The sequence below is a fragment of the Methylocapsa aurea genome, assembly GCF_000746085.1.
Taxonomy (GTDB): Bacteria; Pseudomonadota; Alphaproteobacteria; order Rhizobiales; family Beijerinckiaceae; genus Methylocapsa; species Methylocapsa aurea.
Genome location: NZ_KN050804.1, coordinates 305,110 through 327,886 on the forward strand (window position 1 = coordinate 305,110; position 22,777 = coordinate 327,886).

At 61.0% G+C, this 22,777-nt stretch carries 21 protein-coding genes; 11 read left to right on the forward strand and 10 right to left on the reverse strand.

Annotated elements, in window-relative coordinates; translation table 11 throughout:
- Window positions 1-244 precede the first annotated feature (244 nt).
- A complete protein-coding gene (locus tag DL86_RS16625; protein ID WP_036263686.1) occupies window positions 245-652 on the reverse strand; it encodes a flagellar export protein FliJ in 408 nt (135 codons plus the stop codon).
- Between the two features lie 561 nt (window positions 653-1,213).
- Here DL86_RS16625 and ctrA point away from each other — a divergent pair.
- On the forward strand, window positions 1,214-1,915 hold the full coding sequence (gene ctrA / locus DL86_RS16630; protein ID WP_036264047.1) for a response regulator transcription factor CtrA: 702 nt from the start codon (window positions 1,214-1,216) through the stop codon (window positions 1,913-1,915).
- A 168-nt stretch (window positions 1,916-2,083) separates the two neighbouring features.
- Here ctrA and chpT read toward each other — a convergent pair whose 3' ends face one another.
- Both chpT and DL86_RS16640 read right to left on the reverse strand, forming a co-directional pair.
- On the reverse strand, window positions 2,084-2,752 hold the full coding sequence (gene chpT / locus DL86_RS16635) for a histidine phosphotransferase ChpT (protein ID WP_036264049.1): 669 nt from the start codon (window positions 2,750-2,752) through the stop codon (window positions 2,084-2,086).
- A gap of 482 nt (window positions 2,753-3,234) precedes the next feature.
- Window positions 3,235-4,866: an isocitrate lyase gene (locus tag DL86_RS16640; RefSeq protein ID WP_051953617.1), complete on the reverse strand. Its 1,632-nt coding sequence runs from the start codon at window positions 4,864-4,866 to the stop codon at window positions 3,235-3,237.
- A 233-nt stretch (window positions 4,867-5,099) separates the two neighbouring features.
- Here DL86_RS16640 and DL86_RS16645 point away from each other — a divergent pair, with 233 nt between their 5' ends.
- Together DL86_RS16645 and DL86_RS18915 are read left to right on the forward strand one after the other, a co-directional pair.
- A complete protein-coding gene (locus tag DL86_RS16645; protein ID WP_036263689.1) occupies window positions 5,100-6,545 on the forward strand; it encodes a helix-turn-helix domain-containing protein in 1,446 nt (481 codons plus the stop codon).
- A gap of 132 nt (window positions 6,546-6,677) precedes the next feature.
- Complete coding sequence (locus tag DL86_RS18915) at window positions 6,678-7,034, forward strand: MerR family transcriptional regulator (RefSeq protein WP_051953618.1); 357 nt, start codon at window positions 6,678-6,680, stop codon at window positions 7,032-7,034.
- A gap of 28 nt (window positions 7,035-7,062) precedes the next feature.
- Here the strand turns inward: DL86_RS18915 and DL86_RS16655 are convergent, their stop codons facing one another.
- The 4 genes from DL86_RS16655 to DL86_RS16670 all read right to left on the reverse strand — a co-directional run bounded on the left by DL86_RS16655 (window position 7,063) and on the right by DL86_RS16670 (window position 10,649).
- Window positions 7,063-7,380, reverse strand: a complete 318-nt coding sequence (locus DL86_RS16655) for an ArsR/SmtB family transcription factor (protein ID WP_245276410.1) — start codon at window positions 7,378-7,380, stop codon at window positions 7,063-7,065.
- A gap of 138 nt (window positions 7,381-7,518) precedes the next feature.
- Entirely contained in the window at window positions 7,519-8,268 is a 750-nt protein-coding gene (locus tag DL86_RS16660) for an SDR family NAD(P)-dependent oxidoreductase (RefSeq protein WP_036263692.1), read from the reverse strand.
- Between the two features lie 248 nt (window positions 8,269-8,516).
- Window positions 8,517-9,125, reverse strand: coding sequence for a hypothetical protein (locus DL86_RS18920; RefSeq protein ID WP_051953620.1), 609 nt, complete (start codon window positions 9,123-9,125; stop codon window positions 8,517-8,519).
- Between the two features lie 210 nt (window positions 9,126-9,335).
- A complete protein-coding gene (locus DL86_RS16670) occupies window positions 9,336-10,649 on the reverse strand; it encodes a tetratricopeptide repeat protein (RefSeq protein ID WP_162180452.1) in 1,314 nt (437 codons plus the stop codon).
- Window positions 10,650-11,021: 372 nt separating this feature from the next.
- Here DL86_RS16670 and DL86_RS16675 point away from each other — a divergent pair, with 372 nt between their 5' ends.
- The 7 genes from DL86_RS16675 (at window position 11,022) to DL86_RS16710 (ending at window position 20,269) form a co-directional block, all read left to right on the forward strand.
- Window positions 11,022-11,447, forward strand: coding sequence for an NUDIX hydrolase (locus DL86_RS16675; protein WP_245276411.1), 426 nt, complete (start codon window positions 11,022-11,024; stop codon window positions 11,445-11,447).
- Between the two features lie 141 nt (window positions 11,448-11,588).
- The gene (locus tag DL86_RS16680; RefSeq protein ID WP_210165414.1) at window positions 11,589-12,770 is read left to right on the forward strand and encodes a cation:proton antiporter; all 1,182 of its coding nucleotides are present in this window, start codon (window positions 11,589-11,591) and stop codon (window positions 12,768-12,770) included.
- Between the two features lie 373 nt (window positions 12,771-13,143).
- Window positions 13,144-14,142, forward strand: a complete 999-nt coding sequence (galE, locus tag DL86_RS16685) for a UDP-glucose 4-epimerase GalE (protein ID WP_036263695.1) — start codon at window positions 13,144-13,146, stop codon at window positions 14,140-14,142.
- A gap of 259 nt (window positions 14,143-14,401) precedes the next feature.
- Entirely contained in the window at window positions 14,402-15,757 is a 1,356-nt protein-coding gene (glmU, locus tag DL86_RS16695) for a bifunctional UDP-N-acetylglucosamine diphosphorylase/glucosamine-1-phosphate N-acetyltransferase GlmU (protein ID WP_036263697.1), read from the forward strand.
- Between the two features lie 147 nt (window positions 15,758-15,904).
- Entirely contained in the window at window positions 15,905-17,743 is a 1,839-nt protein-coding gene (gene glmS / locus DL86_RS16700) for a glutamine--fructose-6-phosphate transaminase (isomerizing) (protein ID WP_036263699.1), read from the forward strand.
- A gap of 356 nt (window positions 17,744-18,099) precedes the next feature.
- A complete protein-coding gene (gene rpoH, locus DL86_RS16705; protein WP_036263701.1) occupies window positions 18,100-19,008 on the forward strand; it encodes an RNA polymerase sigma factor RpoH in 909 nt (302 codons plus the stop codon).
- Window positions 19,009-19,522: 514 nt separating this feature from the next.
- Window positions 19,523-20,269 (forward strand): YebC/PmpR family DNA-binding transcriptional regulator, encoded by a 747-nt coding sequence (locus DL86_RS16710; protein ID WP_036263702.1) that lies wholly within the window; start codon window positions 19,523-19,525, stop codon window positions 20,267-20,269.
- A 151-nt stretch (window positions 20,270-20,420) separates the two neighbouring features.
- Here the strand turns inward: DL86_RS16710 and DL86_RS16715 are convergent, their stop codons facing one another.
- The gene (locus tag DL86_RS16715; protein ID WP_202899229.1) at window positions 20,421-20,717 is read right to left on the reverse strand and encodes a con-10 family general stress protein; all 297 of its coding nucleotides are present in this window, start codon (window positions 20,715-20,717) and stop codon (window positions 20,421-20,423) included.
- Between the two features lie 82 nt (window positions 20,718-20,799).
- Between DL86_RS16715 and DL86_RS20055 the strand changes: the two genes are divergently transcribed.
- A complete protein-coding gene (locus DL86_RS20055) occupies window positions 20,800-21,186 on the forward strand; it encodes a hypothetical protein (RefSeq protein ID WP_156964717.1) in 387 nt (128 codons plus the stop codon).
- A gap of 173 nt (window positions 21,187-21,359) precedes the next feature.
- Here the strand turns inward: DL86_RS20055 and DL86_RS16720 are convergent, their stop codons facing one another.
- Window positions 21,360-21,635 carry a hypothetical protein gene (locus DL86_RS16720; RefSeq protein ID WP_036263704.1) on the reverse strand — a complete coding sequence of 92 codons (276 nt, stop codon included), beginning with the start codon at window positions 21,633-21,635 and terminating at the stop codon, window positions 21,360-21,362.
- 419 nt (window positions 21,636-22,054) lie between these two features.
- Window positions 22,055-22,774, reverse strand: coding sequence for a 6-phosphogluconolactonase (gene pgl, locus DL86_RS16725; RefSeq protein WP_036263706.1), 720 nt, complete (start codon window positions 22,772-22,774; stop codon window positions 22,055-22,057).
- Window positions 22,775-22,777: the final 3 nt, after the last annotated feature.

Genomic DNA, 22,777 nt, shown 5'->3' on the forward strand with positions numbered 1-22,777 from the left:
GAGGGGTAGCCGCGCTTCGACAGGAGTCTCGGCCTTGCACGAGAGCGCTTCCCGATCAGATGGGCGCATCCGATCAAAAGACATCGCTCAGATTCGAAGAATTGGAGCAGATGCTCCAATGGCAATCCCTGCACCATGCGCGTTTCGACCGCAAGTGCCAACGGGCAAATAGCGGCCGCGCACAAGAGCTACCGGAGCTTCCGGCCCTCCCGAAGCCGGAAATAGCTGGGAAATGATGCGCTGTTCAAGCTTCGATAGTTCGAAACCGCATCCCTGAGGTCTTGACCGACTTGCCGGCGATCTCGGCGGCGGGCTCGAGGCCCCTCTCGCGCACATCGCAATCTTGCACTTTGCTCAAGTCCGCAAGGGCTTCTTCGAGATGGCGGCGAGCCTCTTCGAGCTGCCCCAGCAATTCCTCCGCCGAGCGATTCAGATTGTCCCGGCGGGTTCGGGCGGCGCGCGCATAAGTCGGATAGGCAAAGTGAGTGGCATCGAATATGCCCGCGCGTTGCTCTTCGAGCGCGACCTCTTGATCGAGCTCCCGCGCAATCCGCGAGAATTCGGCGACCATGGATTCGATCTGCGCGACGCGGCGGCGCTTTTCGTCGACCTGGAAGCGCTTCAGGCGCGTCAGTGTTTCCTGCGGCTTCATGTGCTTCACCTCCAAACGACCCTCAGCCTCAAACAGCCCGCCAGTCCAACCAGCGGAAGCCCAAGCGGGGCCCGGCGACGCCCCAGGGGACAGCCTTGAACCGCGGAGCGGCCGAGGTTGCTCCAACCGGACAAAGTTTGCCGCAGTAAAGTTGCCCATTCGTTACTGCCGCCGAAGACCGCCGAATTCCTCCCCGAGCGAAAGGCGGCGGAAAGGCTTGGCGGGAGTGATTCGCGCGGCCGCGCGTAAATTCCGCCTTAGAATCCGCTCTGACACTCCGGTCCCCTTCCGCGCAGGTCCGCGTCGCGCAAGGTCCGCGCGCCAGTCTGTCACGCGGATGGCGTATTGAGAATCAGCAGCCTGATCCCGATGGGGGCAGCGGCGCGAGGTTCGCAACCGTCTTACAAAGGGAATGTATTTGTTAACCAATGCCCGTTAAGGTTACGAAATTCGTAGTGAGGAAGCCATCGCAGGGAGACCGGCTGAAGACAAGCCGCGATGGCGCCTGAAGCGATCTCGCGCGCCGGCAGGCGACCGACGGGGGGAAGGTGGGAACCTCAGATGCGCGTTCTATTAATTGAAGACGACAGCGCCACGGCGCAAAGCATAGAGCTGATGCTCAAGTCCGAGAATTTCAACGTCTATACGACGGATCTCGGCGAGGAAGGCATCGATCTCGGCAAGCTCTACGATTATGACATCATCCTCCTCGATCTGAACCTTCCCGATATGTCCGGCTACGAGGTGCTCCGCACCTTGCGAGTCGCCAAGGTCAAAACGCCGATCCTGATTCTTTCCGGGCTCGCGGCGATCGAGGATAAAGTTAAGGGCCTTGGGTTCGGCGCCGACGATTATTTGACCAAGCCCTTCCACAAGGATGAACTCGTCGCCCGCATCCACGCCATCGTGCGCCGCTCGAAGGGGCACGCCCAATCGGTCATCACAACCGGCGATCTCATCGTCAATCTCGATCAGAAAACCGTGGAAGTCTCCGGCGCCCGCGTCCATCTGACCGGCAAGGAATATCAGATGCTGGAGCTGCTCTCGCTCCGCAAGGGCACCACTCTGACCAAGGAGATGTTCCTCAACCATCTCTATGGCGGGATGGACGAGCCGGAACTGAAGATCATCGACGTCTTCATCTGCAAGCTGCGCAAGAAGCTCGCCAACGCCAGCCAAGGCCGCAATTACATCGAAACGGTCTGGGGGCGCGGCTATGTGCTGCGCGAGCCGAACGACGATGAAGAGCGCATCACGGCGTAGGGCGCGGTCCCGGCGGCCAAACCCGCCGCCCTCGATCGCTTCCGATTGAAATCGGTTCTTCTCTAAATGAGGCTGCGTCGTCGCCTGCGATCGCGCATCGTCCATCACGGGAGGCGCTCGCGGTCGCGTTCCGCCGCAATTATGGACGGGGAGGAGAGGACAGTTTGCTCACGCAACCGCCTCGATGATCGCCGGAGCCGAGGCCGATATGGCTTGGATCGCGACAAGTTCGCTCTCCACCTCGATCGTGAGGCTCATATTCGCCGCCTTGGCGACGAGCCCCGTATAATAGGCTTGGATTCCTTGGGCGTCGACCGCCTGAGCCGGCGTCCCTGCGAGAAGGTCGGAGGCCTGGCTTGAGAGCTTCGCATTCGCGCCTTGGGCCGTCACCGAGACGCTGAGTTGCTCGTCGGCCCCGCGCGTCGTCACCGTGATGACGCCGCCGCGCGGAATAGCGCCGGCCGCGATGAGACAGAGATTCAAGATCAGCTTCACCTGGTTCTTCGGCATCAAGAGACGCGGCGCCTGCCAATCGAGCCGGGTCCGCTGGTCGGCAAAAAGGCCGCGCGCAACCTTTTCGGCGTCTCCGGTGTCAATCGAGGCGCCCGCCGAGCCCGCGGCGCCAAAAGCCAAACGGCAGAATTGCAGCCGCGCCGAAGCGGTCTCGGCGCTTTTCTTGATCAGGTCGAGGGCGAAGCCGCGCATTTCCGCGTCTTTCTCTTCCTCGAGAACCTCGAGACCATTGACGATGGCGCCGACCGGGCTGATCACGTCATGGCAGACTCGGGAACAAAGCAGGGCCGCCAGATCGAGGGCGTCGAGGGCAAAAACGGTCATGATGGCATCCATTCGCGGCGAGAACATCGAACCGGTATCAACTTCGCCGAAAAACGCTCTCAAGTGCTTTCGCAATTTTGTCGAATCGCGCGTTTGTCGAATCGCGCGGCGCCGAAGTGAAAGTCTCTGCAGAGCCCCGGTTGCTGTCAAGGGAAGCCGCTTCAATCTGCGCCGAAGGTGTTAACAAAGGCTGAAATCCGGCCATTGGGACGAGCGCGCGTTCTCTTTCGCTCGCATTGGGCCCCGCCTTGCAAGGCCCTGCTCCAGCCCGAGCGGGCTCTACGGGCGGCCAAGCGGCTTTAGAGACGACCAAAAATCAAGACTTTGCCGCCGAGATCATCGCATTTTCTTGTCGGAGGCGAGGCGGGCCGCGGAGGGGACGCCGGCGACATATGAAGCCAATGCTCGCTAAATAGCTGAGCGGCCGGCAGCATCACGCTCCGGGCCGCCCTGTCGTTCCTCTGAACAAAAGAGTTAAGCTTTTAACCGAACTGATTCATCGTGTTGTGAGAGCCGCCGGCCTTTAGAGCCGCCTCGCCGGCGAAATATTCCTTATGATCGTCGCCCATGTCGGAGCCCGCCATGTTCTGGTGCTTCACGCAGGCGATGCCCTGGCGAATTTCCTGACGCTGGATGTTGCGAACATATCCAAGCATACCTTGCGCGCCGAAATATTCTTTCGCAAGGTTGTCGGTCGACAACGCCGCCGTGTGATAGGTCGGAAGCGTAATGAGGTGGTGGAAAATGCCCGCCCGCTTCGACGCGTCCGCCTGGAAAGTGCGAATGCGCTCGTCGGCTTCGGCGGACAGTTCCGTGCCGTCATAGTCGACGCTCATCAGGGCCGCGCGATCATAGGCGGAGACATCCTTGCCGGCGGCTTTCCAGCCGTCAAACACCTGCTGGCGGAAATTCAGCGTCCAGTTGAACGACGGAGAATTATTATACACCAGCTTGGCGTTCGGAACGACCGCGCGAATGCGATCCACCATGCTGGCGATCTGCTCGATGTGGGGCTTTTCGGTTTCGATCCACAACAGATCGGCCCCGTTCTGCAGCGAGGTGATGCAGTCAAGCACGCAACGATCCGCGCCCGTGCCGGAACGGAACTGATAGAGATTGCTGGCAAGGCGCTTCGGCCGCAGCAGCTTGCCGTTGCGGTTGATGAGGACATCGCCGTTGCGGCCTTCGCCGGCCGTGACTTCTTCGCAGTCAAGGAAGGCGTTGTACTGGTCGCCAAGGTCGCCGGGCTCATGGCTGACGGCGATCTGCTGGGTGAGGCCGGCTCCCAGCGAGTCCGTGCGGGTGACGATAATGCCATCCTCGACGCCGAGCTCGAGGAATGCGTAGCGGCAGGCGCGCACTTTCGCGAGGAAGACCTCATGCGGCACGGTCACCTTGCCGTCCTGGTGGCCGCACTGCTTTTCGTCAGACACCTGGTTTTCGATCTGAAGCGCGCAGGCGCCCGCCTCGATCATCTTCTTGGCGAGCAGATAGGTCGCTTCCGCATTGCCGAAGCCCGCATCGATGTCGGCGATGATCGGCACGACATGGGTCTGATAATTGTCCACGGCCGCCAGCAGCGTCTGCTCCTTCGCGCTGTCGCCAGCCTTGCGGGCGGCGTCGATCTCGCGGAAGATGCCGCCGAGTTCGCGGGCGTCCGCCTGGCGTAGGAAGGTGTAAAGCTCTTCGATCAGCGCGGGCACGGACGTCTTCTCGTGCATCGACTGGTCCGGCAGGGGGCCGAACTCGGACCGAAGCGCGGCGACCATCCAGCCGGACAGATACAGATATCGCCGGTCGGTCGCGCCGAAATGCTTCTTGATGGAGATCATCTTCTGCTGGGCGATAAACCCATGCCAGACGCCTAGCGACTGGGTGTAATTGGCGGCGTCGGCGTCATAGGCCGCCATGTCCCGGCGCATGATGGCGGCCGTATATCGGGCGATGTCGAGGCCCGTCCGGAAGCGATTCTGCAGCCGCACCCGAGCCACGGACTCGGCGTTGATGCCGTCCCACGCGCCATTCTGGCTGTCGATGAGCTGCTTCACCTGGGCAATGTGGCTTTGATATTCGGTGGACTGCCCCGACAGGGGAACCTGGCTTTGATAGTTCATCGCGCGCGCCTCGTCGCTTTGCTCATTCTTGCGGCTCCCAATTAAGAGGTTTCACAAGGACTGCAAATTCACATAGATTGACAAAGACCCTCCGTCGAGCGGAGGCATGGGCCTCTTATTACATCGAAAGTTGTCGTATGAACAAGAGAATGGACAAGGGAAGCGGCTCCAGAAACGGTGATGGTGTAATATTGATACACCAAAATTTTGTCTGTATGTAAAGAACTTTACTTATGATCGCGCCAGCCACCGCCTCCAGAAAGATTTTCGCGGGCCCCCGGCTGAAGCGGCTCCGGCGCGAGCGTCAGCTCACCCAGGCGCGCATGGCTGAGGAGCTCGACGTCTCGCCGAGCTATTTGAACCTGATGGAGCGCAATCAGCGCCCGATTACCGTCCAGGTTCTGATCCGGCTCACCGACGTCTACGGCATAGATCCGCGCGACTTCATGGAAGGCGAAGGCGAGCAATCGGTCGGCGAAATGGAGCAGATCCTCGCCGATCCTCTGTTCCGCGAAGCCGCGGTGCCCCGCGCGGAACTGCGCGATGCGGCCGAACATTCGCCCGCCCTGCTCGCCGCCATGCTCCGGCTCTATCGCGCCTATGCGGCGGCGCGGGAGGCGAGCGAAGCCGGCGTTTTCGCGGGGGCCGATCGCGACCGGGCCGAACCCCTTCTCGGCGAGAGCCCGATCGACCGGGTCCGCGCGATCTTGCAAGACGCCCGCAACCATTTCCCGGAACTCGATGAGGCGGCGGAGTCTTTCGCGGCCAATCTCGCGCTCGGCGGGCACGAATTGTTCTTCGCCTTGTCGGACCATCTGCGCGCCCGTCATGGCATCAGAGTCCGCGCGCTGCCGCTGGAAGTCATGGGCGACCGGCTCCGTTGGTACGATCACCATCGCCGCCAATTGATGATTTCCGAAGTCATGGATCAGCCGGGCCGGACCTTCCAGGCGGCCTATCAATTGGCCTTGACCGAATTTAGCGGGCTCCTGAACGAGATCGCCGGACGGCTCGAGCCAAGCGACGACCTGAACCGAAAGCTGTTGCGGGTCACCCTCGCCAATTATTTCGCCGGCGCCGTGATGATGCCCTATGGCCGCTTTCATGAAGCGGCCGAACTCGTCGGCTATGATGTCGAGGTCTTGGGCGCCCGGTTCGGGGCGAGCTTCGAACAGGTTGCGCATCGGCTGACGACGCTCGCCAGGCAGACTGCGCGAGGCATTCCCTTTTTCCTGGTGCGGGTGGACGCCGCCGGAAATGTGTCGAAGCGGTTTTCCTCGAGCCGGGTCCCTTTCGCCCATTCCGGGGGCACCTGCCCGCTGTGGAATATCCACGCCGCGTTCACCGACCCCGGCCGCATTCTGACCCAGGTGGTCGAACTGCCCGATGGGTCGCAGTGGTTTTCGATCGCCCGCACCGTCCGCCGCTCGATCTCGCCCTTTGGCGCGATCGAGCCCCGCTTCGCCATCGGCCTTGGCTGCGAAATCAAATATGCGCGGCGCCTCGTCTATGGCAGGCGCCTCGATCTCGCCGCATTGGAGGCCATGCCGATCGGGATCAATTGCCGCCTCTGCGAACGCCCGGCCTGCCCGCAACGCGCCGCGCCGCCGGCCTTGCGCGGCCTGCTCGTCGACGAATCGATGCGCAATATCTCGCCGTTCACCTTCAAGGATGTTTGAGGCGCCCGCGCAGGGCGCGCGGCTGCGGACTTGAGCGAAGCGACTAAATGGCGCGGCTCCAGCTCTGTTTACGGCTCATTAACCCTGTCCAACGCACCATCGGCGAACAGCGATTCCAAAGGGCGCAAAGCAATGGCCAGTTTGAGTCTCAGAGAAGCGGCGCGGGCGACGGGAGCCAGCAAGAGCACGATCCTACGAGCAATTCAATCGGGACGTCTCCTGGCGCCAAAAAACGACGATGGCGGTTATGCGATTGACCCCGCCGAATTGTTTCGCGTCTACCAACCAAAGGCTGAGGCCGGCGCAGCGGAGCCGGAATTGGCCCCTGCCTTAGCCCCTACAATGACGCAAGAGGCTCCCGAAGAGGCGCAGGCGAGCGAACTTGCGGCAAGAATGGCGGCGCTAGAAAGCGAACTGCTCGGGCTGAAGGATCTTCTCGCCAAAGCAAGCCGGCCCCGTGAGTCCTGGTGGAAGCGTTTGGTCGGCTAATCGCGACGGAGGGGTTTATTTCAAGGCGCTACTCGAGATCCTTCCTCAGCCGTTGAACGAAGGCTTCGAGCACGTCGCGCCGCAAAATATAGCTGGCGAATTTGCCTTCGCGGACGACCTCCACCAGTCCCGCCAATTCAAGCTCCCTCATGTGGTGGGAGAGCGTCGCGGGGCTGATGTCCAGGCAATCGCGCACCGCGCCGCAGGCGAGCGCATCCTTGCGCGCGGCGAGACGTTTCAATATCTCATAGCGGCGCCGATCGGCTAAAGTTCTCGCGATCCGGAGAAGTTGATTCTCCGTCAGCGTCGCGCCGGTCGATTCCAACATTTGCCACCCGATTCGCATGATCGCTCCGCCTGGAGGCGATCATGCTCTTGATCTCCTTGTTCCAACGCCTGACCTTGGTCAAGAGGTCCGCGAATGCTTGGAATTATGTCTGCTCTTTCTTGCGCCGACCGATATCCGAGTCGCGCGAGGGATGCGTCAGCGCAAGCCGCCCGAAACCACTATCGTCTCGCCCGTCACCCAGCGCGCATCGTCCGAGGCAAGAAAGGCCGCGATGGGCGCTATGTCATCTGGCTGTCCAGTCCGGCCGAGCGGCGTCAGCGCCACGAACTGCTTTTCAAAGTCGCTTCCGATGACGCCGGCGGCATTGGTTCCCTCGGTTTCGACCATGCCTGGATTGATCGAGTTCACCCGGATTTTCCTCGGCCCCAGTTCTTTCGCGAGGACCCGCGTCACCGCATCGACCGCGGATTTCGTGGCGGTATAGACGACCGTTTGCGGGGAATTGATCGCGCTCGCCACCGAGCCGATGTTGATGACGCTGCCGCCCTCGGGCCCAAACTGGCGCGCCGCTTCTTGAGTCGCCAGCAGCAGGCCCAGGACATTAGTGTTGAAATGCCGGTGAAAATTCTCTTCCGTTACCCCGTCGAGCGGCGAAAACTGGTAGACGCCGGCGTTATTGACCAGAATGTCCAGCCGCCCGAACGCTTGTTTCGCCGCCGCCAAAATCTTCGCCACATCATCCGCCTTGGCGACATCGCCTTGCACGGCGATCGCTTGGCCGCCCTTAGCCTTGATGTCCGCGACAACCCGCTCAGCGCCCTCCTTGCTGGAGGCATAATTGACCACGACCGCCGCGCCCTCGGCGGCGAGATTTATTGCGATCCCCGCGCCAATGCCTTTTGACGCGCCTGTCACAACCGCTGTTTTTCCAGACAATCTGCTCATGTGTTTCATCCTGTGAAAGCCATGACCGTTCGTTAGTTCGATAACTATCGAACGATTGGCCCGGCTTATTTAGGTCCGCCGCCGGCTTCTTTCAAGGCCTCCGACAGCGCCGAGGCGCCGGCGCTCCAAAGCGGATAGCGCCTTGCCGCGGCGGCTTCATAAGCGCGCTTCAGTCCGCTCGCCGACAGACTTGCGGCGCAGCAGCGCCAATTGGCCAAGAGTCAGGACAAGAATCGTTAAAGAGCGGCTCAAGCGCTCTTGCCGGCCAGCTTCCTGCGCCGCTCGTCCCAGATGTAGAAGGCCGCTCCCGCCGCCAGCACGACGCCGGAAGCGATCAGAACCAAAATCCATTTCTTGGCCGGTTGCTCCACGGTGATCACGTGCCGGCCGGTCATCACCATGCCCTTTTCCTTCTCGTCCGTAACTGTGACGAGGATCGCATATTTGCCCGGCTTATCGAGATTGACTGGGAATGTGGCCACCCCGGTTGGATAGATTTTCGGCGGCAAATGGGCGAGCGTGATCTGATCGAGCTTGCCGGCTTCGGCTTCGGCGTCGGGACCGACGTCCCGGATCATGCGGATCTCGATCGGCAGATCTCGAAGCTCGTGCGAGATCGTATTGATCGTGATGGAAACCGGTCCTGGCGCCGCGATCTCCTCGCATTCATCCCGTCTGGCGTCCGATGAATGCTGATAGGCGGACACGCGCAACTCATGCATGCCGGCCATGATCATGCAACCCATGTCCATGTTCATATCCATAAGGCTGGTGTCCTGGGCTTGCGCCCGCCCTCCAATCAGAGCGATCGCCAAGAACAGGGCGCCCGCCAGCCGGCCAATCCCAATGATACCCATGTTTCCCCCGCCACCATTCATGAATGCGCCAGACTGGCGCCAGCCGCCGCTCCGCGACCGCGCCGCCCTGAAAGGACGACGCCGCGCCTTCTCTATCCGAGGGACGGCCTGTTGGTCGAGTGGCGCCGCTCGGACGCGACAAAATGCGATTAGGTTGAAACGCGGCGCTGATTCCCGACTAGTTGACGAGCTGAACAGTTCAACCAGTCCTCATGGGCTCGCGCCGAGACGCTTCAGAGCCTCCTTGGCGCTTTGGCTGTCTGGCTCCAGCGCCAGCTCGCGGCGGAAATCGGCGATCGCGCTATTCGCCTCGCCGTTCTTGCCATAGGCGAAGCCGCGGGTTCTGTAGGCCGCCGCGAGTTTGGGATCGAGTTCAATAGCCCTGCTCGCATCGGCAATGCTTTGATCGTAGTCGCCCAATTTCGCGTAAGCGAATCCCCGGCTATTATAGGCTCCCGCCAGCCTCGGATTAAGGTCGAGCGCCTTGGTCGCGTCGGCGACGGCGCGCGCATCCTCGCCCATCCGCGCGTAGGCCAAGCTGCGCGTGTTATAGGCCACCGCAAGCTTTGGATCGAGGACGAGGGCCTTGCTCGCATCGGCGATCGAGCGCTCCAAATCACCCATATCGAAGAAGGCGAGGCTGCGGTTATTATAGGCTGCGGCCAGCCTCGGATTGATTTCGAGCGCCTTGGTCGCATCGGCGATCGCCTGGTCATAGGCGCCCTTTCGCGTGTGCGCCGCACTGCGCCGATTATAGGCCGCAGCGAGCTTGGGATCGAATTCTAGAGCTTTTCCCGCGTCGGCGATGCAATGGTCAAAATCGCCTTTGTTGAAATAGGCGAGGCTGCGGTTATCATAGGCTGCGGCATATTTGGGGTCGAGTTCGATGGCCTTGCTCGCATCGGCGATGGCTTGGTCGTAATGGCCCTTTTTCGCGGCGACGGCGCCGCGCCAATGATAGGCCGCCGCGCGATGGGGCGTGAGTTCTATGGCCCTGCCGGCGTCGGCGATGGCGCGGTCAAAGTCGCCTTTGTTGAAATAGGCGATGCTGCGGCTGTCATAGGCGGACGCAAGCTTAGGATCGAGTTCGATGGCCTTGGTCGAGTCTGCGATCGCCTGATCGTGGCCGCCCTTCTTGGCATAGGCGAAGGCGCGGCTCTGATAGGCCGAGGCCCGCTTCGGATCGATTTCAATGAGCTTAGCGGCGTCGGCGATGGCGCGGTCGTAATCGCCCTTGCCAAGATAGGCAAAGGCGCGGCTTTGGTATGCCGCCGCGGATTTAGGATCAAGGCCGATGGCTTTCGCGGAATCGGCGATGGCGCGGTCTAGATCGCTTTTATCAAGATAGGCGAGGCTGCGGTTCGCGTAAGCGCCGGCATTGTCGGGATTGGTCTTAAGGAAACGCGTGCAGCCGCTGACCCTCAGATCATTGTCTTTGTCCTGGTTGCAATCGGACGCCGCGTCCGCCCATGCCAGCGGGCTCCAACAGGACAGCAAGAGCGCCAGCATCAGCCTCCTAGCCATGCATTCTCTCCCTTTGGCCTTTTGCTCTCGCATTGGCCTTTTGGCTTTTCCTATCACAAGCGGAAAGGAGAGAAAACGAGCTACTTTGAACAACCCGTCTCGGCTCATCCGCCTCCTTTTTCAATCCGGCTTTTATTGCCCACGCATAACTCCAGCGCTAAATTTGCAAATCTATGACATATATTAATACTTGTCATTTATATGCTGGCGCTGACGCCCTGGCCGGAGAAATTCATCGCTGCTCCAAAGTCCGCGGTGGGCGGTCCGCGCCGACTCGATGGAAAAAAAGCGCCGGGAGCGCGTTAGGCCTTGATGGCGAGGAGGCGATCAATTTTGCATCGTAGAAAACGATCAAAGAAGGTATGCGCGCGCGTGCAATATGGGGCCTTGCCCTATCGCTTCACGCCATCGGGCGCGCTCGAACTCATGCTCGTCACGAGCCGCGAGACCAAGCGCTGGATCATTCCGAAGGGCTGGCCAATCAAAGGCCGGAGGCCCGCCAAAAGCGCGGCCATCGAAGCCTACGAAGAAGCTGGAGTCCGCGGCGCCATCGGCGCGAAATCGATTGGCGCGTTCTTTTATGAGAAACGCATGGATTCAATCAGTCCCACCGTCCCTTGCAAGGTGCGGGTCTTCCCCTTGAACGTGACGCAACAAGATGCGGTTTGGCCTGAAGCCGATCAACGGCGCGCGCAATGGTTCGAACCGGCGGCCGCCCTCGACGCGCTCGCCGATGCAGGCATCCAGCAATTGATTTCTTTATTCGTTGCGACGATCGCCTCTCATCCGCTCAAGTAATCCCTGGCTCGCCGCGCTCAGAATCGCCCTTGCATCGAAGGCGCAGGAATGCTTGGGCTGAGCGACGGCCGGGCGGATCTTGCGGTCCGATCTCTTGCGTGACCGGCGCTCGCAATCAAGGCAATCCGCCGCTTGGGGGTAGTGGGTTTGGATCAAGGCAGCCTCGCCAATCTCATCGTCGTCACGGTCGCGATCGCCGTCGCGGCCGCGCTGCCGGCTCTGCTCCCTCGCCTGCCGTTGCCGGGCGCCGTGTTGGAAATCATATTGGGCGCGATCGTCGGGCCCCACATCCTCGGCCTCGCCTACCCGGACGCGATCGTGGATTTCCTGTCGGATTTCGGCCTCGGCATGCTGTTCCTGATGGCCGGCTTCGAAATGGATCTCGCCGCGCTGCGCGGCCGTCCGATCCGCAACGCGGCCATGGGCTGGGTGATCTCGGCTGGCATCGCACTTTACGCCGTGCTCCTTCTGGTCGCGGTGGGACTGGCGCAGGCGCTGGTTCTCACCACGCTCGCGCTCTGCACGACGACCATCGGCCTGTTGATCCCAATACTGCGCGATTCGCAGCTCATCGAGCCGCCCTACGGACCAATGGCGCTCGCCGCCGGCGCTGTCGGAGAGGCGGCGCCGCTCTTCATCTTGCCGCTCGCGCTCGCCCATCAAGGCGGAGCGGAGCCGCAAGCGCTGATCATGGTGGCCTTCGCCATGTGCGCGGCCTTCGCCGTGATGCTCGCCTCCCATGTCAGCCGCGGCTCTTTCGCGGCCATCGTGGCGCGGACGATGGGAACATCCGGCCAGCTTCCGATGCGCCTCGCGATCTGCCTGCTGATTCTTTTTATCGTTCTCTCGCATCGATTCGAGATCGACCTCGTCCTCGGCGCTTTTGTCGCCGGCGCGGTGGTTCGGGCGGCGCTGCCCGCGCAACAACGCGAGGCTATGGCTGTTCGGCTGGACGGGATCGGCTCCGGCTTCCTGGTGCCCATTTTCTTCTTAACGTCGGGCATGCGCCTCAACATCGGCCCGCTGTTCAACGATCCGACGGCTTTGGCGATGATCGCGGTCTATGCGCTGATCATGCTGGCGGGGCGCGGGATTCCGGCGCTTCTGCTCTATGCCCGCGATCTGTCGCGCGATCAAACCGTGGCGCTGGCGCTTCATTCAAGCACGCAATTGCCGCTGGTGGTCGCCATCGCCGGCATCGCCGCGCAGCGCGGCCATATACCGGGGAACCAGGCGGCGGCTCTCGTAGCGGCGGCAGTTGTGACCGTGATGATCTTTCCGACGCTGGCCGCTTTGGTTCTGCGCAAACCAGCATCGTCATAGAAAGTAAGAGATGCTGATGGCTAAAGACAATAATCAATAAATATTCAGCGCGAATTTATCGCCGGGAATCGGCCTAGCGGAGGCTTTTCCGGGTCCAGCGCCATCTATAGCCTATTGCAAAGCCGCGCGCGCTCTCGCATACTCTCAAGGTTAGGTTAGCGCGCCGTCAGAATGCCGTGGCGGACCAGCGCATTTCTTCAGATCAAGCCGCTTTTTAATCAGAAACCAATATTCGAGACCAGGGCCGCCAATCATTTGTCGCGACCATGGGACATTGTAGCCGGGATCGGATCGGGCCTGCGCTGGCGTCATGCGGCAGCGATAGCGCGCTCCTTGATTGCGATGCGGCGATTTTCATTTGAGGCAAATCGGCATGAGCGTTCTGGTCACAGGAGGCGCCGGATATATCGGCGGCCATATGGTTCTGGCGCTACTCGACGCTGGCGAGAGCGTGGTCGTTCTCGATGATTTATCGACCGGATTCCGTTGGGCCGTGCCAGAGCGCGCGACCCTCATCGTCGGCGATTTCGGCGACGCGGCTCTCGTCGATCAGATTATCGCCGAGCGCCAGATCGACGCCATTGCGCATTTCGCGGCGAAGATTGTCGTGCCCGAATCGGTCGCCGATCCACTCGCCTATTATCTCAACAACACATCCAAGGCGCGCAACCTCCTCGAATGCGCCGTGCGCCATAAAATCAAGCATTTCATCTTTTCCTCGACCGCTGCTGTCTATGGCGAGCCCGACGCCAATCCGGTATTCGAAAACGTCCCCCTCGCTCCGATCAACCCTTATGGACGCTCCAAACTCATGGTTGAGTGGATGCTCCAGGACGTCGCCCGGGCGCATGACCTCAAGTTCTTGATTTTACGCTATTTCAATGTAGCCGGGGCCGATCCGAAGGGCCGCCTTGGCCAGTCGGGGGCCAATGCCACGCATCTGATCAAGGTCGCCGTGCAGACTGCGCTGGGCCAGCGCAAGGGCTTGGAGGTCTTCGGCTCGGATTATCCGACCCCGGATGGGTCCTGCGTCCGGGACTATATTCACGTCACCGATCTCGTCGCGGCGCATCTCCTGGCGCTGAATTACCTTCGCGAAGGCGGCGAAAGCCTGATCTGCAATTGCGGCTACGGCCGCGGGCTTTCGGTGTTCGAGGTCATCGATGCCGTCAAGCGCGTCTCCGGCGTCGATTTCAATGTGCGGATTTCGGACCGGCGGCCCGGCGATCCCGCCGCGCTCGTCGCCGGAGCCGACCGGATCAAGGCAAAACTCGGCTGGACGCCCCAACATGATAATCTCGCCGAAATCGTCCAGCAGGCCCTCGATTGGGAGCGTCGTTTGCACAATAGAGCCATCGGCGAATCTATCTGATAAAATCTCGTTCCGGTTCAATGACGCTGGCCCCGCCCGGATGGCGCGCCCTTCCGGTTAAAGCGCCCAACTTCGTTCCTCGCCGGACTCGATAACGCCAATCGTCCGACCAAGATGGGGCGAGCGAGGACTTTGCCCGGACCCCTTTGAAAATGAGCGCTTCCTTTTCGATCAGATGATTCCATCTGATCGGCAAACGCTCTAGAACGTCCGGCGGAGCAGCAAACGATCCGACGCTTCCGCCGCAAAGAGGCCTTTCATGCCGCCTGCCGATTCACATAGCCGCAGTTGCCTTGCCATCGTGCTGGGCGCCGGGGAGGGTTCGCGGATGGGCTCGGCGCAGCCCAAGGTGCTGCACAAGCTTGCCGGCCGGTCGATGCTGGCGCATGTCCTGACAGCGGTTCTGAAGGCTGGCGCCGATCGGATCGTCGTCGTCGCCGGGCCCGATCATGAGTCGGTCATCGCCGAGGCGAAGGCGATCGCGCCGGGGGCCGAAATTGCGATCCAGGAGAAGCGGCTGGGGACGGCCCATGCCGTGCTCGCCGCGCGGAAAGCGATCGCAGAAGGCTATGACGATATTCTCGTCGTCTTCGCCGATACGCCGCTGGTGCGGCCGCAGACCTTCGCCAGAATGCGCGAGGCGCTGGCCGACGGGAAAAACGCCATCGCCGCCTTGGGGTTCGAGGCGCAAGACCCTTCCGGCTACGGCCGGTTCATCGTCGAGAGCGGGACGCTCATTGCCATTCGCGAGGATCGCGACGCGAGCCCCGCCGAGCGCGCCGTGCGGCTGTGCAACGCCGGCCTGATGGCGCTCGCCGGCCAGAGCGCCCTGGCCCTGCTCGAGGCGATCGGCAACGCCAATAGCAAGGGGGAATATTACCTCACCGATTGCATCGCCCTCGCGAGGGCGAAAGGCTTGCAGGCGAGCGCCTTGAGCGTCGCCGAGGACGAGGTCTTGGGGGTCAACGACCGGATGCAGCTCGCCGCCGCCGAGGCGATTTTACAGGGCCGGCTTCGCGCCAAGGCCATGTTGGAGGGCGCGACCCTGATCGATCCCTCGAGCGTGACCTTGTCGTTCGATACGGCGCTGGGCCGCGACGTCATCGTCGAGCCGCATGTCGTCTTCGGTCCGGGCGTCAGCGTTGGCGAGGGGAGCCTGATCCGCTCTTTTTCGCATCTGGAGGGCGCATCGGTCGGAGCGCATGCGACGATCGGGCCTTTCGCCCGGCTGCGGCCGGGCGCCGAGCTCGGGCCGGAGGTCCATATCGGCAATTTCGTGGAGGTCAAGGCGACCCAGGTCGGCGCCGGCGCGAAGATCAACCATTTGAGCTATATTGGCGACGCCAGCATTGGCGCGAGGACCAACATCGGCGCCGGAACGATCACCTGCAACTATGACGGCTTCGCCAAATTCCGCACGGAAATCGGCGAAAACGCCTTTGTCGGCTCGAACAGCGCCTTGGTGGCGCCGGTGAGGATCGGCGCCGGGGCCTATATCGGATCGGGCTCGGTGATCACGCAGGATATTGCGCCCGACGCCCTGGCCCTCGCCCGCGCGCGCCAAGTCGAAAAACCCGGCTGGGCCAAGGCGCATCGGGAAAAAAACCGCAAATAAGACGGTTGGGCTTTTTGCGTCGCGGCGGGAGCATTTCGCGCAAAGCAATTCCGGTTGGCCTGAAGAAAATGCCATAAAACAAAGAGCTGGAGCGGCCTTTGAAGCGCTTCAGCGGGAAATGACCCCGGCGGCGGGGCGGAGAGAAAAATGTGCGGAATCGTCGGCATTTTGGGCAAGGATCCGGTCGCCGGGCTGCTTTTGGAGGCGCTGAGGCGACTCGAATACCGCGGCTATGATTCGGCTGGAATCGCCACCCTCGATCATGGCCGGCTGGAGCGCCGGCGGGCCAGCGGCAAGCTCAAGAATCTGGAGGAGCGCCTCGCGCAAGAGCCGCTCGCCGGAGCTGTCGGCATAGGCCACACGCGCTGGGCGACCCACGGCAAGCCGACAGAGAACAACGCCCATCCGCACGTCAGCGCCAAGCTCGCCGTCGTGCATAATGGAATCATCGAAAACTTTCGCGAATTGCGCGACGAATTGCGCGCCAAGGGGCATGCGTTTTCAACCGACACCGATTCGGAGGTCATCGCCCATCTCGTGACCGACGCCCTGCGCGGCGGCCTTTCTCCCGTCGAAGCGCTGACGCTGAGCCTGCCGCGCCTTCGGGGGGCCTTCGCCTTCGCGATGATCTTTGCGGGCGAGGAGGATCTCCTCATCGGCGCCAGCCGGGGCGCCCCATTGGCCGTGGGGTACGGCGAAGGCGATCGGAGCGGCGAAATGTTCCTTGGCTCCGACGCGCTGGCGCTGGCCCCTTTCACCGGGACGATCGCCTATCTCGAGGAAGGCGATTTCGTCGTGTTGACGCATCGCGCAGCCGCGTTCCACGACAGCGCCGGCCATCCCGTGGAGCGGCGCAAGATCAAGACGCAGGCCTCCGCCTTTTTGCTCGACAAGGGCAACCACCGCCACTTCATGGCCAAGGAAATCCACGAGCAGCCGGAGGTCATCGGCCGCGCGCTGGCGCATTATCTCGACATGTCGGCCGGTCGCGCGGCGCTTCCCTTCGCGTTGCCGGTCGATGCGGCGAAACTCACTCGCCTGACGATCTGCGGCTGCGGCACCGCCTATTACGCTGGGCTCACCGCCAAATATTGGTTCGAGCGATTCGCCCGGCTGCCGGTCGACGTCGAAATCGCTTCCGAATTCCGCTATCGCGATCCGCCTTTGGAGGTTGGCGGGCTCACTCTCCTCGTCTCGCAATCGGGCGAGACCGCCGACACTTTGGCTTGCCTGCGCCGCGCCAAGGCGCTGGGTCAGAAAATCATATCAGTGGTCAATGTCGACAGTTCGACCATGGCGCGCGAGAGCGATATCGTCGCGCCGACGCTGGCGGGGCCCGAAATCGGCGTCGCCTCGACCAAGGCCTTTACCTGCCAACTCGCGGTTCTCGCCGTCCTCGCGCTCGCGTTCGGGCGGGCGCGGAATGCGATCGACGCCAAGACCGAGGCGCGGCTGGTCGCCGAACTCATGGCGATCCCCGGACTGATGGCGCAGGCGCTCAAATGCGAGAGCGCGGTTGAAAGCCTCGCCCGCGAAATCAGCAAGGTCCGCGACGTGCTTTATCTCGGTCGCGGCACATCCTATCCGCTGGCGCTGGAAGGCGCTCTGAAGCTCAAGGAAATTTCCTATATTCATGCGGAGGGCTATGCGGCCGGCGAGCTGAAACATGGCCCGATCGCGCTCGTCGACGGCGACTTGCCCGTCATTGTCATCGCGCCCCGCGACGACGTGCTCGAGAAAACAATCTCCAACATGCAGGAAGTCGCCGCGCGCGGCGGCCGGCTGATCCTCATCGGCGATAGCGCTCTTGCCCGCGATCTGGCGGGGGAGGCCGAGACCGCGATCGTGATGGAGGAGGTCGCGCCAGATTTTTCGGCGATGGTCTATGCCGTGCCGATCCAGCTCATCGCCTATCACACCGCCGTCGTCATGGGCAAAGACGCCGACCAGCCGCGAAATCTCGCAAAAAGCGTCACCGTCGAATAAGAATCGACCCCTATTTCCGCCAGGAGGGCGGCGCGGACGCGCGGCGAGCGAACTCTGCAAAAAGACGTCAGGCTGGCGCAGGCGCGCCGCGCCATATTGGCCTAGGCCGCAAAACGCGCTGTTTTTTCACCACCGCAGAAACGTTTCCAACGGAACATTCGTATAATGATGAGGATTGAGAATGCGCCGCCAAAGACTTTTCGCGCGACGCATGAATTTTAGGCTGCTGTAATATTGCCAATTTGTAATTCGGCTCAACGGTCCAGGCGCCGTATATTAGCGTAAAGCATGGTCGACGCGTTGATGTGGCCATGTTTGCGCCTTCCGCAAGGGGAGGGCAACGGAGGTTTTTTTAAATGGCTGCTGCACTGCCGATGATTTCGGGTGAGAGTGGGCTCACTCGTTACTTGAATGAAATCAGACGGTTTCCCATGCTTGAGCCGCAGGAAGAATATATGCTGGCCAAAAGCTGGCGCGAGCACACCGATACTGACGCCGCGCATAAGCTTGTTACCTCGCATCTTCGGCTCGTCGCCAAGATTGCGATGGGTTACCGCGGCTATGGTCTGCCGATCAGCGAAGTCGTCTCGGAAGGCAATGTCGGCTTAATGCAAGCCGTCAAGCGTTTCGAACCGGACAAGGGGTTTCGCCTCGCGACCTACGCCATGTGGTGGATCCGCGCTTCGATTCAAGAGTATATTCTGCGCTCCTGGTCGCTCGTGAAAATGGGCACGACGGCGAGCCAGAAGAAGCTTTTCTTCAATTTGCGCAAAGTGAAGAGCCAGATCTCGGCGCTTGAGGACGGCGACTTGCGGCCGGAACATGTCAAGACCATCGCGCATAGGCTCGGCGTCACCGAGCAGGACGTCATCGATATGAATCGGCGGATGTCCGGCGACGCCTCGCTGAACGCGCCCCTGCGCGAGGAGGGCGAAGGAGAATGGCAGGATTGGCTCGTCGATAGCGGCTCCAGCCAGGAGAATATTCTCGTCGAACGGGAGGAAAGCGATAATCGCCTCGGCGCCCTGCGCAATGCCCTCGGCGTTTTGAACGACCGCGAACGCCGCATTTTCGAGGCGCGCCGCCTCAGCGACGATCCGGTGACGCTTGAGGCGCTGTCCGATGAATTCGACATTTCCCGCGAGCGGGTGCGTCAGATCGAGGTTCGCGCTTTCGAAAAGGTCCAGTCCGCCGTGAAGGCTGGGGTGGGAAAGATCGAATCGCAAACGCGACCACAGATCGCGAGCCCGACCGCGGGGCTCTGATCCCCCGATCCCCTATCCGACGCCCATGAGACCTTTCCTTAACGACGGCGCCCCGCGCGCCGTCGCGCTGGGGTCTGGCTTTCCGGCGCGCCGCGCGCCCCCATGCCGCCGCCGCGACAGTGGAAGGGCCCAGCGACGGCGTTCTTTATTTCCTGAATTCATCAGCCTATACACCTGCGCAGCGCGTCGCGGCGAAAGCCGGATCGCCCTAGAGCATGATGCCGAAAAGTGGAAACCGGTTTTCGGACGACATCATGCTCTAGCTCTTTGATGAGAGGCGGATTCAGATTTTGGACGAGATCGCGTTGCGATTCCGTCCAAAATCATCCGGCTCTAGCGCGCTTTCCGATCAGATGGAAACATCTGATCGAATAGGAATCGCTCAGATTCAAAAGGGTTGGAGCATGTTCTTATGAGACATCGGATATATCCGATGTCTCATAAGAACATGCTCCAGGGCGCGGCGCGCTGGCGGATGCGGGTTGGGGACAGGACAGGCGGAGACAGGACAAGGATGTCGGGACATAGTCAATTCAAGAACATCATGCACAAGAAGGGCAAGCAGGACGCAATCCGCTCAAAGCTCTTTTCCAAGCTCGCCCGCGAAATCACAGTGGCCGCGAAAATGGGCCTTCCCGACCCCAACATGAACGCCCGGCTGCGCGCCGCTGTCTTGGCCGCCCGCGCGGAAAACATGCCGAGGGACAATATTGAACGGTCCATCAAGAAAGCCTCGGGCGCCGACGCCGAGAATTACGACGAAGTCCGCTACGAAGGCTATGCGCCGGGCGGCGTCGCCGTCATCATCGAAGCGCTGACCGACAATCGCAACCGCACTGCCGGCGAGGTGCGCTCCTATTTCACCAAGTCAGGCGGCGCGCTCGCCGAAACCGGCGCCGTGTCCTTCATGTTCGATCATGTCGGCGTAATCGAGTTCCCAGCCAAAGTCGCCTCGGAAGACGCCATGATGGAGGCCGCGATCGAGGCCGGAGCCGAGGACGTCCAGTCAAGCGAGGATGGCCACGAGATCGTCACTTCGCTGGAAGGTTTGCGCGAGGTCGCGCAAGCGCTGGAGGCCAAATTCGGCGAACCACGCAAGGCGAGCCTCATCTGGCGGCCGCAGACGACGGTCGCCGTTGATGATGAGGCGGGCGAAAAAATCATGCGCCTTATCGGCGCACTCGAGGACAATGATGACGTCCAAAACGTCTATGCGAATTTCGAGATTTCGGACGCGCTGGTGGCAAAGCTCAGCGGCTAAACAAGATTGCAATGGCGCCGGACGCAACCAACCGTCAGCCTAAAGCAGGCGTCCGGCTTTCAGAGATCGTTCAAACACATTGCGGATAAGGGCATGATCGGCATTCGCCGATCATGCCCTCGCGCCATGCCCGCCTTAATGCACGGGCGCGTCAGCCTTCGCTGGGCGCCGCCTTGCGTGGACCGCCGTGCGACGCATGACCGCCTTTGCGGCCGGCTTCCGAAGCAAGCGTATGATTGCGCGAGAAGCTGCGCTTGTTCGGGTTGACGCTCTGCCCGCCCTTGCGGCCTGCTTCAGCGGCCAATCCTGGGTTTTGCGAAAAGCTGCGCTTTTCATGCGGGACGCTTTCGCCACCCTTACGGGCAATAGCGCGCTGCTTCTCTGGATCCATGGATGCGAAGCCACGCGTCGAAGTCGACTTCTTCGAAGTGTCAGTTGAAGCGTTCATGGTTTTTCTCTCTTCAAAAAGTGCACTTGCTTTAAATAATGTTTGGCTGCGGTAAAGGTTTCGAAAATTCAATCAAGTTCGTGTGAGCTTCCACATTTTTGCGCACAAGACCATCTGCACCGCTCAAAGCAGGCCAGATTTCACGCTCCAGTGGAAATATGGAAATAGTTCTAAATGGTTATTGGTCGATTTTTTTGTCAACAAGCTTTTACTTGGCAGTAAAACGCATTTGAGTAACCGCGCCGAATTGAGACAAGCCCATAGCCAAACCAGGCAAAGGACGATCCTTCCGTCGCTCGGCAATCAAGGCCCCGCTGCTCTGCACAACATGGCATTGCAGCGCTTAAGCTTGATTGCTTCAAACGCATCGAACGCACTCTATCGCTTCGTTTGGCCGCATCACACAGCCCAAGAGGCTACGCTTCTTGGGGATCGCGCTCCAAAGCATGATTGCTCCGCGCTGAATTGATTATGCGGCCTGTCGCTTGGTTGGAACGCAGGATGTCGGCCAGGAAATCCGCAACTTCTTGGAAGGTGCGCTCCAAAACATGATTGCTTCAAACCGAACCAGTCACGCGCTCCATTGCTTCTTTTCAACACATGATCTTGTTCAAGAAGCCTGCAACTTCTTGAGATCATGCTTTAAAATCCAACGCCGAGAATGATGACGCCCGGGCAGGACAGCGATACGCAGGCGAGGCGTTGGGGCGGCAGCGGCAGCGGAGCGACATGGGTTTCCCGCCACATCGCGCGGCGCCTCGGATGCGGGGGCGCCTGACGCGGAGGTTGACGGCTGAGCCATTCAAGAAATGGCATGTCGAAAGCGACGGACTGCTCCGACGCCTCCGCGAGAGCGCTCGAAACGGTTAGAATGGCGAGCGCCGCCACGATCGTATTTCTCAATTTTTGCGTGTGCATTGAACTTTCCTTGGAGGGGTGCGGTCCGACCGCAATTCTTGATTCTATAGCGCGTGTCCTAAAAAAAATGCCCAACATCCTCAATCGGAACTTGCTCTCCCTCATCGACCATAAGCTGCGCCCTTAATTGTCGAATGGCCACACAAAGGGGCGCCAGAAATCCTAAACCTCCTCAAGGAACCGCAAAACGTTTCGCAACTCTTGATTTGAACGCGGCATCCGGCACTTTTCCACAATAATGACCGCAGCATGGTTCCCTGGCGCGAGCCGTGCCATTCCGCACTTTAGACCCAAATGCCGCAATATCATGACGGCGCGAACCGGCTGACATCAGGTTGGAACGGTTCAGCGGCAAGAAGGTTCATTCCACCCGCCGCCGCGCATTATCGCCTGCGGACCGCCTTGATTAATTTTGGGGATCATCCTTTCGCCGCGCTGTCCGCGAAGATGCGGATCGCGCCTCGCGTGGCGAGGCGCGCTGCGGGAAGAGCCTGATCATTGGCGAGCGTTCGCGCCAGAATGTCTCGCTTTTGCGCCCCGGAGATAAGAAAAAGGATAGTCCGAGAGGACTCCAGCGCTGGATAGGTCAGAGAAATGCGCGGCTCGGGCTTGACCCCGATGACCGCCGTCGCCCAGGACTCGCGTTCATCGAGCGCGGCCGAGCCTGGAAACAGCGAGGCGATATGGCCATCCTCTCCCAATCCGAGCAGCGTCACATCGAATAGCGGCCGCTCCGGATCGAGGCGCGCGCCCCCGTAAAAGCCTTGCAGGGTTTGCGCGTAAAGAGCCGCGGCGCGTTGCGGCGTCCCGGCATCGGTTGGTATGGGGTGGACCTGCTCGGCGGAAAGAGGCAGGTCTTGGATCATGGCGTCGAAAGCCATCTTGAAATTGCTGTCCTTGTGATCCGAAGGGACAAATCTTTCGTCGCTCCAGAAGAGATGAACCTTCCGCCAATCGACGCGGCTGCGGAAGTCCGCATCGCCGAAAAGCTCATAAACCCGCCTCGGCGTCGATCCCCCGGATAGCGCGAGCGCAAAACGCATCGGCGCCAGCGTTATGCGTTTGGCGAGCCAAGCAGCAGCGCGCGCGGCCAGTTCCTCGGCGTTGGGCGCAACATCGACAATCGGCTCAGGCGTCATGCG

Coding starts and splice junctions, on each gene's coding strand:
- DL86_RS16710 (WP_036263702.1), top strand. CDS start 19,523: ATGTCGGGACATAGTCAATTCAAGAACATCATGCACAAGAAGGGCAAG.
- DL86_RS16625 (WP_036263686.1), bottom strand. CDS start 652: ATGAAGCCGCAGGAAACACTGACGCGCCTGAAGCGCTTCCAGGTCGAC.
- chpT (WP_036264049.1), bottom strand. CDS start 2,752: ATGACCGTTTTTGCCCTCGACGCCCTCGATCTGGCGGCCCTGCTTTGT.
- DL86_RS16655 (WP_245276410.1), bottom strand. CDS start 7,380: ATGCGAATCGGGTGGCAAATGTTGGAATCGACCGGCGCGACGCTGACG.
- DL86_RS16645 (WP_036263689.1), top strand. CDS start 5,100: ATGATCGCGCCAGCCACCGCCTCCAGAAAGATTTTCGCGGGCCCCCGG.
- DL86_RS18920 (WP_051953620.1), bottom strand. CDS start 9,125: ATGGGTATCATTGGGATTGGCCGGCTGGCGGGCGCCCTGTTCTTGGCG.
- DL86_RS16715 (WP_202899229.1), bottom strand. CDS start 20,717: ATGAACGCTTCAACTGACACTTCGAAGAAGTCGACTTCGACGCGTGGC.
- DL86_RS16670 (WP_162180452.1), bottom strand. CDS start 10,649: ATGGCTAGGAGGCTGATGCTGGCGCTCTTGCTGTCCTGTTGGAGCCCG.
- galE (WP_036263695.1), top strand. CDS start 13,144: ATGAGCGTTCTGGTCACAGGAGGCGCCGGATATATCGGCGGCCATATG.
- DL86_RS16640 (WP_051953617.1), bottom strand. CDS start 4,866: ATGAACTATCAAAGCCAGGTTCCCCTGTCGGGGCAGTCCACCGAATAT.
- DL86_RS16720 (WP_036263704.1), bottom strand. CDS start 21,635: ATGCACACGCAAAAATTGAGAAATACGATCGTGGCGGCGCTCGCCATT.
- DL86_RS18915 (WP_051953618.1), top strand. CDS start 6,678: ATGGCCAGTTTGAGTCTCAGAGAAGCGGCGCGGGCGACGGGAGCCAGC.
- glmU (WP_036263697.1), top strand. CDS start 14,402: ATGCCGCCTGCCGATTCACATAGCCGCAGTTGCCTTGCCATCGTGCTG.
- rpoH (WP_036263701.1), top strand. CDS start 18,100: ATGGCTGCTGCACTGCCGATGATTTCGGGTGAGAGTGGGCTCACTCGT.
- pgl (WP_036263706.1), bottom strand. CDS start 22,774: ATGACGCCTGAGCCGATTGTCGATGTTGCGCCCAACGCCGAGGAACTG.
- DL86_RS16660 (WP_036263692.1), bottom strand. CDS start 8,268: ATGAGCAGATTGTCTGGAAAAACAGCGGTTGTGACAGGCGCGTCAAAA.
- glmS (WP_036263699.1), top strand. CDS start 15,905: ATGTGCGGAATCGTCGGCATTTTGGGCAAGGATCCGGTCGCCGGGCTG.
- ctrA (WP_036264047.1), top strand. CDS start 1,214: ATGCGCGTTCTATTAATTGAAGACGACAGCGCCACGGCGCAAAGCATA.